The organism is Planosporangium spinosum, assembly GCF_049999945.1.
Lineage (GTDB): Bacteria > Actinomycetota > Actinomycetes > Mycobacteriales > Micromonosporaceae > Planosporangium > Planosporangium spinosum.
Map to the genome: position 1 here is coordinate 14,285 of NZ_JBLYUB010000033.1, position 12,394 is coordinate 26,678.

At 71.5% G+C, this 12,394-nt stretch carries 12 protein-coding genes; 8 read left to right on the top strand and 4 right to left on the bottom strand.

The window, feature by feature from the left end; translation table 11 throughout:
• Positions 1–214 precede the first annotated feature (214 nt).
• Together ACNTMW_RS29975 and ACNTMW_RS29980 are read left to right on the top strand one after the other, a co-directional pair.
• Positions 215–1,114, top strand: a complete 900-nt coding sequence (locus ACNTMW_RS29975) for an amidohydrolase family protein (RefSeq protein WP_426637300.1) — start codon at positions 215–217, stop codon at positions 1,112–1,114.
• A complete protein-coding gene (locus ACNTMW_RS29980; RefSeq protein ID WP_426637301.1) occupies positions 1,074–1,415 on the top strand; it encodes an L-rhamnose mutarotase in 342 nt (113 codons plus the stop codon). The genes ACNTMW_RS29975 and ACNTMW_RS29980 overlap by 41 nt, the downstream gene beginning before the upstream one ends.
• A gap of 73 nt (positions 1,416–1,488) precedes the next feature.
• Here ACNTMW_RS29980 and ACNTMW_RS29985 read toward each other — a convergent pair whose 3' ends face one another.
• Entirely contained in the window at positions 1,489–3,858 is a 2,370-nt protein-coding gene (locus ACNTMW_RS29985; RefSeq protein WP_426637302.1) for a ricin-type beta-trefoil lectin domain protein, read from the bottom strand.
• A 302-nt stretch (positions 3,859–4,160) separates the two neighbouring features.
• On the opposite strand from ACNTMW_RS29985, the gene ACNTMW_RS29990 reads away from it, so the two are divergent.
• From ACNTMW_RS29990 to ACNTMW_RS30000, 3 genes are all read left to right on the top strand, one after another.
• The gene (locus ACNTMW_RS29990) at positions 4,161–5,564 is read left to right on the top strand and encodes a selenium-binding protein SBP56-related protein (protein ID WP_426637303.1); all 1,404 of its coding nucleotides are present in this window, start codon (positions 4,161–4,163) and stop codon (positions 5,562–5,564) included.
• Entirely contained in the window at positions 5,561–6,202 is a 642-nt protein-coding gene (locus ACNTMW_RS29995) for a hypothetical protein (protein ID WP_426637304.1), read from the top strand. Before ACNTMW_RS29990 ends, ACNTMW_RS29995 begins: the two co-directional genes overlap by 4 nt.
• Before the next feature lie 91 nt (positions 6,203–6,293).
• Positions 6,294–6,743, top strand: coding sequence for a hypothetical protein (locus tag ACNTMW_RS30000; protein ID WP_426637305.1), 450 nt, complete (start codon positions 6,294–6,296; stop codon positions 6,741–6,743).
• A 185-nt stretch (positions 6,744–6,928) separates the two neighbouring features.
• Here ACNTMW_RS30000 and ACNTMW_RS30005 read toward each other — a convergent pair whose 3' ends face one another.
• Entirely contained in the window at positions 6,929–7,999 is a 1,071-nt protein-coding gene (locus ACNTMW_RS30005; RefSeq protein ID WP_426637306.1) for an NADH:flavin oxidoreductase/NADH oxidase, read from the bottom strand.
• 279 nt (positions 8,000–8,278) lie between these two features.
• On the opposite strand from ACNTMW_RS30005, the gene ACNTMW_RS30010 reads away from it, so the two are divergent.
• The 3 genes from ACNTMW_RS30010 to ACNTMW_RS30020 are packed head-to-tail and all read left to right on the top strand — an operon-like array spanning position 8,279 to position 9,800.
• A complete protein-coding gene (locus ACNTMW_RS30010; RefSeq protein ID WP_426637307.1) occupies positions 8,279–8,734 on the top strand; it encodes a cysteine dioxygenase in 456 nt (151 codons plus the stop codon).
• Positions 8,728–9,180 carry a rhodanese-like domain-containing protein gene (locus ACNTMW_RS30015; RefSeq protein WP_426637350.1) on the top strand — a complete coding sequence of 151 codons (453 nt, stop codon included), beginning with the start codon at positions 8,728–8,730 and terminating at the stop codon, positions 9,178–9,180. Before ACNTMW_RS30010 ends, ACNTMW_RS30015 begins: the two co-directional genes overlap by 7 nt.
• On the top strand, positions 9,177–9,800 hold the full coding sequence (locus tag ACNTMW_RS30020; RefSeq protein WP_426637308.1) for a winged helix-turn-helix domain-containing protein: 624 nt from the start codon (positions 9,177–9,179) through the stop codon (positions 9,798–9,800). Before ACNTMW_RS30015 ends, ACNTMW_RS30020 begins: the two co-directional genes overlap by 4 nt.
• Before the next feature lie 16 nt (positions 9,801–9,816).
• On the opposite strand, the gene ACNTMW_RS30025 is transcribed toward ACNTMW_RS30020, so the two are convergent.
• Both ACNTMW_RS30025 and ACNTMW_RS30030 read right to left on the bottom strand, forming a co-directional pair.
• Entirely contained in the window at positions 9,817–10,761 is a 945-nt protein-coding gene (locus ACNTMW_RS30025) for a PrsW family intramembrane metalloprotease (RefSeq protein WP_426637309.1), read from the bottom strand.
• 124 nt (positions 10,762–10,885) lie between these two features.
• A complete protein-coding gene (locus ACNTMW_RS30030; protein ID WP_426637310.1) occupies positions 10,886–12,367 on the bottom strand; it encodes an NCS2 family permease in 1,482 nt (493 codons plus the stop codon).
• Between the last annotated feature and the right edge of the window lie 27 nt (positions 12,368–12,394).

Consider the following 12,394-nt stretch of genomic DNA (forward strand, 5'->3'; position numbering starts at 1 on the left):
AACGGTCGAGGTGGCGCGCGAGCGGCCAGACGGCCTTCCGCCGGACGATTTTTGCCGCGCTCCGCATGGCCGTCATACCGGCCTCTATCGATAACATCATTCAGTTCGCCGGCGTACCGCCGGACGGACCCGGGCGACCGACGGCGTTGCGGTCGGCGCTCGTGCTGTCCCGGGCTCATCAGCGGCGAGGCGCGCAGACAAGGGAGATGGCGGCATGACGTCACGGGTGGACTCCCATCACCACATCTGGGACCTGTCGGTGCGCGACCAGGCGTGGCTGGACGGCGAACCGTTCACCCCGATCCGGCGTACCTTCACCGTCGACGACCTCGCCCCGCTCGCGCGCGCCACCAACGTCGACGCCACCGTGCTGGTGCAGACCGTCGCGGTGCCCGAGGAGACGCCCGAGCTGCTGCGGGCCGCCGTGGACCACGACCTCGTCGCCGCGGTGACCGGCTGGGTGGACCTGACCTCCCCGTCGGTCGCCGACGACCTCGCCGCCCTGCGTTCCTGCATCGGCGGCGCCTACCTGCGCGCGATCCGCCACTCCGTACAGGACGAGCCCGACCCGGACTGGCTGGACCGGCCCGACGTGCGGCGGGGACTGCGCGCCGTCGCCGAGGCCGGACTCGGGTACGAGCTGCTGGTCCGGCCACCCCAGCTACCGGCGGCACTGCGGGTCGTGGCCGAGGTGGAGCAGGTGGAGTTCGTCCTGGACCACTGCGCGAAGCCGTACGTTGCCGCCGGCGTCCTCGAGCCGTGGGCGACCCAGGTCCGGCAGCTGGCCACCCACGCGAACATCACCTGCAAGCTCTCCGGCCTGGTGACCGAGGCCCACTGGGACCGGTGGGGGCCGCGGACGCTGCGCCCGTACGTCGACGTGGTTGTCGAGGCGTTCGGGCCGCAGCGGCTGATGTTCGGCTCCGACTGGCCGGTCTGCCTGCTCGCCGGCTCGTACGGCCGCTGGGTGGAGACCGTCGACGAGCTGATCGCGCCGCTCGCCGAGGACGAGCGGACGGCCATCACCGGCGGCACGGCCCGCCGCTTCTACGGCATCCCGGAAGGGGGAGCGGATGCAGACCGTCGCGCTGCATACCCGGCTCAAGGCCGGTAGCGAGGAGGAGTACGAACGGATCCACCGGGTGATCCCGGCCGACCTGGATGCGGCGCTGCGCGCGGCCGGCGTCCGGGAGTGGCGCATCTGGCGGGACGGGCAGGATCTGTTCCACCTGGTGACCGTCTCCGACTACCGGGCGATGCGCCGGTTCCTGGCCGGGCACCCGGCGAACGTCGACTGGCAGGCGACGGTCGGGCCGCTGCACGACGTGCCCGACGACTACTCCGGCAACGACGACGGTATCCGGCTCGTCTGGGAGCTGCCGCCCTCCGCGCCCTCCGCACCCGCCGCGCCGTGATCCCGGCCGCGGCCGGGACCGGGTGAACGTCGCGGGGCCACCATCCCGCGACGCCCACCCGGGCGGCACCGGGTCAGCGGCTCCACCGCTGGTTGGCGCCGCCGTTGCAGGTCCAGAGCTCCACCAGCGTGCCGTTGGCGGTCGCGTTGCCCGTCACGTCGAGGCAGAGCCCGGACTGTACGCCGACGATCGTGCCGTCGGCGTTGACCCGCCACTGCTGGTTGGCGCCGGCGTTGCAGTCCCAGAGCGCCACCGGTGAGCCGGGCGCGGTCGCCTGGTTCAGCACGTCCAGGCACTTGGTGCCGTACACCTGGAGCGCGCCGTTCGACACCTGCGCCCACTGCTGGTTGGCGCCGCCGTTGCAGTCCCAGATCTCGACCTGGGTGCCGTTGGTCTGTACCTGGTTGGGTACGTCCAGGCAGCGGCCCGAGGCGGCGCTGACGAGCCGGCCGGACACCGGCGGGGGCGGACCGGCCACCGGCGTGACGCTGAGGTTGTCGAACTGGGCGGTCTCGCCCTGACTGGTGCCGAAGCCCACCTGGCCGACGCTCCAACTCGTGTCGGTGAGCGTGGCGACCGTCGCGCCGTCGATCCGTGCGGTGATCGTCGCGCCGGAGAACGTGAGCGAGAGGTTGTGCCACGAGTTGGTACCGAGCGCCGCCACGCTGCCGCTGCGCAGCGGCGTCATCGCGGTGTTGACGTCGTTGCGGAACACCGTCCAGCCGCCGGTGTCGCTGACGCGCAGGTAGTACGCGTTCAGCCCGGCCGGGCCGAAGCTGTGCTGGGTGCCGGCCCGGCCGATGAGCTCGACGTACCCGGCCTGCTCCAGCAGCACGTCCGACGACACCGCGTAGTTCGACCAGCCGATGTCGCCGAGCAGCGCGTACGGGTCGCTCAGGTCGTCCCAGGTGATCGGGGCGCGCGGCGACATCTGGCGTACGCAGCGACCGCCCCGGCCGGCACCGCACCCGGTGACCTCGAAGGCGCCCTGCATGTCGGCGAGGTACCTAGCCTCCCGGCCGGTGGCGTAGGAGTCGTAGGTGTCGGTGTACGGCAGCGGGAACGACCCGGCGGCCGGGCCCGCCGCGCCGCCCTTGCCCTGGCCCGTGGTGGTGCTGAGGGTGTACATGTAGCCGGGTTGCAGCGTCAGCGAGAAGCTGCCGCCCCGCAGGTCGGCCGGGTGGACGAAGTGGTCGGCGGCGTTGCCGGAGCCGACCTTCGTGGCCCAGACGTGTACGGTGCCGGTCGACAGCCCGCCGGTCACCGCGGCGGTGAAGGTCTGCGCCGCGGTCGCGTCCATGGTCTCGATGACCGTGCTGAAGTTGCCGTCGGCCGGTGACCGCAACGTCACGTAGCTGCCGTTCGACCGGTTGCCGCCGAGGTAGCCGGAGGCGGAGTCGAGGTAGCGCCACCCGGGCGCGGTGAACTGCGTGGTGTGCGCCATCACCCAGGCGTTCCGGCCGATCGAGTAGGCGCCCGACCACGGCTGTGCGGCCAGCGCCACGCCCATCGTCGGGAACGGGATGTTGGGTGTGACGGCCGCGATGACCGGCCAGTTGAGGTACGCGGTCATCCTGCCGTCGAGATAGCCGCGGTTGATGCCCCGGGCGAGCGCGACCGCGCCGGCGTTGTAGTCGTCGGAGCCGTTCTCGCTGGCCCAGATCGCCTTGCCGGAGGCGACCGCGTTGGCCGAGCTGGGGCAGGTGCTCTGGGAACCCCGGTAGCCGCAGACGTAGTGCGACCCGAGGACGTCGACGGCCGCGGCGAAGGCCGGGTCGCTCACGACGTCGTCGGCCGGCCGGAAGCTGGTGTCGTCGGCGATGATCTTCACCCCGCCATAGCCACGACCGTTCAACGTGGACTTCAGGTTCTGGTACCAGCCCTTGTCGTAGCCGCGCTCGTTCCAGCCGCCGAGGTAGTCGATGCTGAGCCCGTGGTTGGTACGGGCGCAGTCCAGCCAGCGTACGAGGTAGTTGACCATGTCGGTGGACCAGAAGGTGCCGTTGCCGATCCAGCCGGGTGCGCCCCAGGCGAGCCCGACGAGCCTGATGCCGGGGTTGCGGGCCTTCGCCTGCTCCATCAGCCACCACTCGTACCCGCGGTCGCAGTTGAGGTCGCCGGCGGTGTGCTGATGGCTCGGTTCGGCGCCGCTGGTGGAGTTGGTGTCGCCGCCGATCTCCACCTTGAGGATCTGCACGGCCGCGCCGTAGCCGGGCTTGAACAGGTAGTCGAGGATCTGGCCGCGCTGCGGTTCGGGATAGTCGATCAGCAGCCGGCTGTTGCCGCCGCCGCCGCTGATCGCGCCGACCCCGTCGAACGTACGGCCGGGGGCGGTGCCGTCGATGGTGACCGTGGTGGCCGTCGCCGCCACCCCGGTCCGGGCGGCGGCCGTCCCGGTCGCGGTTGCCGCCGCGGTCGTCGAGGTCGCTTTCGTGTCGGGCACGGCCGCCGCCGGTGTCGCTGCGGGAGGTACGGCGAAGGCCGCGGCCGCACAGAGCGCGCTCCATGACAGTGCGCGCTGGAGGGAAGCACGCTGAGCAAACATGACATAGTCAAACACGACCGGACGAGACCGCACAACAACAAGCATCGATGTATGGTCCGGTGCGAGGTTCCCCGTCGCGGATCTTGACGATTTCACCTACGGGAATAGTAGGTTATTGGCGATCGCGATGCCCCGCATGGCCGTAGGGTCAGTAGTGGTACCGGTCTTGAAGCGGCTCCTGTTCCGGCCGAGGAGGCCCCATGGCACTGTGGAAGCCCGACCCCAGTTTCTATCCGTCCCCGCGGCAGGCGGTCGCCGCGCCGCCCGAGAAGCTCGCGTACCTCGCCGCCTTCGACCGTTCGGAGCAGCGCCCCGACGCGATCGCCGTTCTCGACGTCGACCCCGACTCCGAGCGGTACGGGCAGGTCGTCGGCTGGACCGACATGCCGTACACCGGTGACGAGCTGCACCACTTCGGGTGGAACGCGTGCAGCAGCGCGCTGTGCCCGTACGCCCCGCACCCGCACGTCGAGCGGCGGTACCTGATCGTCCCGGGCCTGCGCTCGTCGCGCATCTACGTCATCGACACCAAGGCCGACCCGCGCCAGCCGGAGATCGTCAAGGTTCTGGAGCCCGAGGAGCTCGCCAAGCACGCCGGCTACTCCCGCCCGCACACCATCCACTGCGGGCCGGAGGGCATCTACGTGTCGGCGCTGGGCGGGGCGGGCGGCAACGACGGGCCGGGCGGGATCGCGCTGCTCGACCACACCTCGTTCGAGGTGCTCGGCCGGTGGGAGATCGACCGCGGGCCGCAGTACCTGGCGTACGACTTCTGGTGGCACCTCGGCCACGACACGCTCGTCACCAGCGAGTGGGGGACCCCGTCCATGGTCGAGGACGGGCTCGTCGGCGAGCTGCTGCTCGGCCGCAAGTACGGGCACGCCCTGCACTTCTTCGACCTCCGCAAGCGCCGTCACCAGCAGACCGTCGACCTGGGCGACCAGTACCAGATGGCGTTGGAGCTACGGCCGGCGCACGACCCGACCAAGGAGTACGGCTTCGCCAGCGTGGTCGTCAGCGTCGAGGACCTGTCCGCGTCGATCTGGGTGTGGCACCGCCAGGGCAAGGAGTGGGCCGCCACCAAGGTGATCGACATCCCCGCCGAGCCGGCCGACCCGGCGCTGCTGCCACCTGTCCTGCAGCCGTTCGGCGCGGTACCGCCGCTGGTCACCGACATCGACCTGACCGTCGACGACAAGACGCTGTACGTGTCCTGCTGGGGTACCGGTGAGCTGCTCCAGTACGACGTGACCGACCCGTTCAGGCCGGTGAAGACCGGTTCGGTGCGCATCGGCGGCATCGTCGGTCAGGTGCCGCACCCGGCCGCGCCGGACCAGCCGCTGCGCGGTGGACCGCAGATGGTCGAGATCAGCCGCGACGGCCGCCGGGTGTACGTCACCAACTCGCTGTACGGCGCCTGGGACGACCAGTTCTACCCCGACGGGGTGGGCGCCTGGGCGGCGAAGCTCGACGCCGACCCGAGCGGGGGCATCGCGCTGGACGAGCGCTTCTTCCCCCACGGTGACGACTTCCGGGGCCTGCGGGTGCACCAGGTGCGGCTACAGGGCGGCGACGCCTCCTCCGACTCGTACTGCTACCCGTGACCGGGTGGCAGTGGCTGGCGCTGGCCGGGTTGGGGGCGTTCCACGGGCTCAACCCGGGCATGGGCTGGCTGTTCGCGGTCGCGATCGGGTTCCAGGAGCGCAGCCGGGCAGCGCTGCTGCGCGCGTGTGCGCCGATCGCGGCCGGGCACGCGGCGTCGGTACTGGTCGTGGCGGGCCTGGTCGGCGTGTTCCAGTCGGTGCTGGCCACCCGGCTGGTCGCGATCGGCGGTGGCACCGTCCTGGTCGGGTTCGGCCTGTGGCGGGCGCTGTCCACACGGCACTTCCGGTGGGCCGGCATGCGGCTGTCCCCGGCCCAGCTCATGGCGTGGTCGTTCCTGATGTCGTCGATCCACGGCGCCGGGCTGATGTTGCTGCCGGTGCTGGTGGCTGGGCCGGCGCCGGCCGCGGGCCACCACCACCTCGCCGCGGCGGCCGGCGCGTCGCTGTGGACCGGCCTGGCCGCCACGGCCGTCCACACCGTGGCGATGGTGGGGGTCGCCGGAGTGGTGGCGCTCGTCGTGTACGAGGTCGTCGGCCTGGGAATCCTGCGTACCGCCTGGGTCAACCTGGACCGTGTCTGGGCGTACGCCCTGGTCGGCGCGGGCGTGGCGACGGTGGCGGCGGCCGTGGCCGCCTAGGCCCGCATCCTCTCCGGGGACACGTCCATCGATGGCGGTTGCTATCCTGCGCCGGCGCGGGGAGGGCGCGACTCGGGGGGATGTGGATCGCATGGATGAGTTCGCTGGCGGGCCGGACGGCGACCAGCCCCGGCGGATCGATCGCCGCCGGGACCTCGCCGTCTGGGTGGTGACGCCGCTGGTGACCCTTCTCCTCGGGCCGGTCATCGCGTTCTGCGTCTCGGGGGCGGCGCTCGGCGCGGCGCGGGGCACGCCGCCGTCGATCGACTGCACGAGCCACATCTACCGCGATGAGAACGTCAACCGCGGCCACATCCCCGACGGTAAGGGCGCCTACCGGATCCAGCGGGACTGCTATGGCGCGGAGACGTCGATCATCCGGCGCTATGCCGCCGCGTTCCTGGTCGGGTGGGTGCTGCTGTGGCTCCTGCCGTGGTGGCGAGGGCTGCGGCGGGTGAGGCTCCTCCTCGCGGTTGTGACGGTGCTGCCGCTGGTGCTGCTGCCGGTCCGCTTGTTCTTGGGGATGCCCGACGAGTGGTGAGGCCGTGACCGATGTTGCCGTAGGTCAGAGACCGCGCCGGCGGCGGATCGCGATGCCGACCATGCCGATGCCGACGAAGATCACCGACAGGATGCACAGCGCCTTGAGTAGCATGCCGCCACGGTAGCGGGCGGCATGCTGCCCGGGAGCGGGCGGCATGCTGCCCGGGGGCGCCGGCGATGGCGTCAGAACGCCCGGCGGTACTGGGCCGGCCAGCCCGGCTCGTCGCCCAGCTTCATCGCGGCCCGGCGCGGCCAGTACGGGTCGCGTAGCAGTTCGCGACCGAGCAGCACCAGGTCGGCGTGGCCGTCGGCGAGGATCTCCTCGGCCTGCTCCGGCTCGGTGATCAGCCCCACCGCGGCGGTGGGCACGCCGGCACCGGCCCGTACCCGGGAGGCGAGCGGCACCTGGTAGCCCGGGCCGACCGGGATGGTGGCCTGCGGCACCGCGCCGCCGGTCGAGCAGTCGATCAGGTCGGCCCCGGCCGCCTTCAACTCGCCGGCGAGCGCCACGCTGTCCTCGACGGTCCACCCGCCGTCGGTCCAGTCCGTGGCGGAGATCCGTACCAGTACCGGCACGTCGTCGCCGACGGCCGCGCGGATCGCCCACGTCACCTCGACCGGCAGCCGCATCCGGTTGGCCAGGCTGCCGCCGTAGCCGTCGGTGCGGTCGTTGACCAGCGGCGAGAGGAACTCGTGCAGCAGGTACCCGTGCCCGGCGTGCACCTCGACGGCGCGGAAGCCGGCGTCCACGGCGCGCGCCGCGCCGGCCGCGAACGCCTCCACCACTCCGGCGATGCCGGCGGCGTCCAGCGCGCGGGGCGTGCGGTACGTGAGGGTGAAGGGCGTCGTCGTGGGGCCGACCGGTTCCCAGCCGCCGTCGGTGTCGGGTACGCCGCCCTGCCCGAGCGCGAACGGCGGGTAGGTGGACGCCTTGAACCCGGCGTGCGCGAGCTGCATCGCGGGCACCGCGCCCTGGGCGCTGACGAACGCGGCGATCGGCCGCCACGCGTCGACGTGCCGGCCGGACCAGATCCCGGTGTCCTCGGGCGAGATGCGGCCCTCGGGGTTGACCGCGGTGGCCTCGGTGATGATCAACCCGGCGCCGCCGACGGCCCGGGAGCCGAGGTGCACGGCGTGCCACGACGTGGGCAGCCCGTCCTGGGCGGTGCAACTGTACTGGCACATCGGGGACATGCCGACGCGGTTGGGTAGCGTGACCGCCCGCAGTGGAAGCGGCTCGAACAGCAGGCTCATGCACTCATCCGTTCACTGGAGTGGCGGTACGTTCACAAGGTGACGGGAATCCCTATCTAATTTATAGGGAAACCAGGGTATGCTGGCCGTCATGGGTGCCCGATCGAAAGCAGCGCCCGGCCGGCACCGCGCGGCCGGCGGCCTGACGCACTGTCGCTGACCCCCGCCGTGCCCGCGACGCGGGGCGGAGCCGACACGTACGCGTTTTCCAGCCAGGCCGACCCTTTCGAAAGAGCAGACATGACCATCACTTTTACCCCTCGCCGTGCCGTTCACCCAGTGACGGGTCTCGCAGCCCTCGCCCGCCGGTACGCCGCCGACCCGGCGAGTTGGCCGGTCGCGCCGCGATTCACCGCCGACGACCGGTGGTACGCCCGGCTCGGCGGTGACCAGACTCACGAGGTGTGGCTTCTGACGTGGCTGCCCGGCCAGTCCACCGACCTGCACGACCACGGCGGGTCCGCCGGGGCGTTCACCGTCGTCAGCGGCGTGCTCACCGAGCAGGTTGTCCGGACCCTCCGTACCGGGCCGGTCACCCCGGTCGAGGTCACGCTGGCCGACGGGGCGGTACGGGCGTTCGGCGGCCGGCACATCCACCGGGTCGTCAACAACGGCACCGTCCCCGCCGTCAGCCTGCACGTCTACGCTCCGGCGCTGGGCGAGATGACCCGGTACCGCATCGAGGACGGCCGGTTGCGGGTCGCGGTGGTCGAGAAGGCCGGGGTCGACTGGTGACCGCCCGGCGCACCATCGACCAGATCCTCGCCGACGCCCGGGCGCGCCTGGACCGCCTCGAACCGGCCCAGGTGGCCGACGCCCAGCGCGACGGTGCCGTCGTCGTCGACATCCGGCCGATCGCCCAGCGGGTCGCCAGCGGTCAGATCCCGGGCGCCCTCGTGGTCGAGCGCAACGTCCTCGAATGGCGTTTCGACCCGGCCAGCGACGCCCGGCTGCCGGTGGCCGACCGGTACGACCTGCCCGTGATCGTGTACTGCCAGGAGGGTTACACCTCGTCGCTCGCCGCGGCGGCCCTGCAGGATCTCGGCCTGTTCCGGGCCACCGACCTGATCGGCGGCATCAGTGCCTGGCGGGCGGCCGGTCTTCCGGTCGAGCCGGCACCGGAGGCACCGGGAACGCCGGCACCGGAGGCACCGGGAACGCGGGCACCGGAGGCACCGTGACCAGGGCCTACGGTGGCGCCGCGAGCCGCCGCGCCGCCGACGTTCCGGCGGGGCCTGACGTCCCGGCCGGCGACGTCGACCCGGAACCGTCGACGCTTGTCGTCAATGTCCAGATCGCGGTGCCACGCGGCACCCCGTCGGCCGAGCGGGTGTTCGCCCTCGCCGACCGCCTGCACGCGTTCGCCGTCGGCGACGACGCCGCCGCGCGGGTCTCGACCACCGTCGCCCTCGTCGTCGACGAGACGGCCCCCGGCGTCGACCCGGACCTCCCGCCCGCGGCGCCGCAGCGGCCGATACCCGATCTCGTGCTTCTCGTCGACCGCAGGATCGCGCTGCTCGAAGGCCGGACGATGCGCCTGACCCGGCTGGAGTACGACCTGCTGTGCTACCTCGCAGACAATGCCGGCCGGGTGCTCACCCGGGGCCAACTGATGCGCCAGGTGTGGGGGTACCCGGTCGGCGTTGCCGGCCGTACGGTCGACGTCCACATCCGCCGACTGCGGGCGAAGCTCGGCGGTCGCGGTCCGGCCATCAGTACCGTCCGGGGCGTCGGGTACCGGCTGGACCGGCTCAACCGGGTCGCGGTGGTCCGCGCTGCCACCGGGGCGCGCACCGGCTGACCGGCGCCGGGGTGGTTCAGGGCGCCGGGGTGGCCCACGGGCCGGTCGGGATCCGCCAGGCCCGTGCCGGCGGCCGGGCGGCGGGCGGCCGCCGGTGCCACAACACCAGCAACCATGCGATGCCGACGGCCGACACGACCATCAACCCGGCCCAGTCCAGGAACGTGATCAGGTGGACCTGTGCCTCGGTCGGCTGCGGGATGTAGCCCCGGTCCAGCAGGCTGTACTGCCACGCCGTGCCGGTGAGCAGCAGTGTGAGCGTCACCGAGATCTGGTGCATCGAGTCCCACAGGGCGTGCAGGACGGCCACCCCCAGGTACGCCGCGAAGACGCGGTCGGACAGCAGGAAGTGGTCCCGGGTGCTCCGGGAGAACAGCACGCCGCCGAGGATCGCGGTCCACAGTCCGTGCCCGAGCGGGGTGAGCAGGCCGCGCAGCATCTCCGTCTGCACGACGTCCATCAGCGACAGGCCGCGCTCGGTGAACAGGGCGGTGAACGCGTACCCGGCCGACTCGAACGCGGCGAACCCGAACCCCACCGACGCGCCCAGGATCATGCCGTCGCGGACGGACTTGAGGTGCAGCTGCCGGGTGAGCCAGGCCAGCGCGACGAGCTTGACCCCCTCCTCGATCAACCCGACGCCGATGAACAGGCCGGGGGAGGGGTGCAGCAGGTACGACTCCAGCAGCGAGGCGGCCAGGACACCGAGGACTCCGCCGGTGACGAACGTGTTGAAGATCAGCTCGGTGGTGATCTCGCCGGTGTCGCGGCGCTCGAAAGCCCAGGCCACGAACGTGACCGGGACGAGGAAGCTGCCGAGCAGGACGAGGGTCGGTACCAGGTTCGGGTTGCCGGTCAGGAACGTGACCGCCACGGTGAGCAGCCACAGCGCGAGGCCGTAGAAGAGGATCCGGAGCCACGGTCGGGGCCTGCCGGCCGGCGGACCGCTGAGATCGGCCATGTTCCCTCCAGGGCTCATCGACGCGTGACTCGGTTACCCATTCGGGTGACGCCCAATCCGCGCCGGCTGAACCGTTGCCGGAGAGGCCGACCGGCAACGGAACCGTTGCCGGTCGGCCGACCGGTCAGTGCATGACGGCCGACTCCAGCGGGCCACGCAGGAAGAACAGGATGAACATGACCGCCACCACGTACATCAGCGGGTGCACCTGGCGGAACTTGCCGTTGACCACCTTCAGGAACACGTACGAGATGACCCCGGCGCCGATGCCGTTGGAGATCGAGTACGTGAACGGCATCAGCACGATGGTCAGGAACGCCGGGATCGCGATCTCGTAGTCCGACCAGTCGATGCTGCGGACGGACGTCATCATCAGGAAGCCGACCACAACGAGGGCGGTCGACGCCGCCTCGAACGGGACGACCGTCACCAGCGGCGCCAGGAACATCGCCAGCAGGAACAGACCACCGGTGACCAGGTTGGCGGCGCCCGTCCGGGCGCCCTCGGCGACACCGGCGGCGCTCTCGACGAACGAGGTGGCGCTGGACGAACTCGCCACGCCACCGGCGGCCGCGGCGATGCCGTCGACCAGGAGGATCTCCTTGGCCCGCGGCGGCGCGCCGTCCTCGCCGAGCATGTCACCCTCCTGGGCGACCGCGACCATCGTGCCCATCGTGTCGAAGAAGTCCGTCAGGATCAGCGTGAAGGCGAACATCAGCGCGACCAGCCAGCCGGCCCGGCTCCACGAGCCGAGCACGTCGAACTTGCCGAGCAGCGACAGGTCCGGCGTGAAGTCGAAGATCTTGTCCGCGCTCGGCAGCTTCGGGACGTTGAGGCTCCAGCCCTTCGGGTTGGGCTTGCCGTCGACGAACGACGGGCCGACCTTGGCGACCGCCTCGACGACGATCGCGATGACGGTCGAGACGACGATGCCGATCAGGATCGCGCCCTTGACCCGGCGGACCACCAGGAACAGCGTCAGCAGCAGGCCGAGGACGAAGACGAGCGCCGGCCAGCTGGCGAGCTTGCCGCCGATGCCGAGGTTCACCGGAGGTGAGGCGGTACCGCCGCGCACGAACCCGGCGTCGACGAAGCCGATCAGCGTCAGGAACAGGCCGATGCCGACCCCGATCGCGGTCTTGAGCTGGGTGGGTACCGACCGGAAGATGGCGGTGCGCAGTCCGGTCAGGACCAGGATCGAGATGACCACACCTTCGATCACCACCAGGCCCATCGCGTCGGCCCAGGTCATCTGCGGTGCGACCTCGTACGCGACGATCGCGTTCACGCCCAGGCCGGCGGCGAGCGCCAGCGGGAACCGGCCCACCACGCCCATCAGGATCGTCATGAGACCGGCGACGAGCGCGGTCGCCGCGGCCACCGCCGGCAGCGCCAGCTTCTTGCCGTCGCCGTCCACCGCGGCACCCAGGATCAGCGGGTTGAGCACCACGATGTAGGCCATCGTGAAGAAGGTCGCGAGACCGCCCCGCACCTCCCGGCTGACCGTCGAGCCGCGTTTGCTGATCTCGAAGAATCGGTCGAATCCGGTGCGAGGTGGGCTGGCGGGCTGCTGGCCGGGCGGGGCTGCCTGGTCGACGGTGTCCATACTGTTCCTAGCGTTTGATCATCCGGG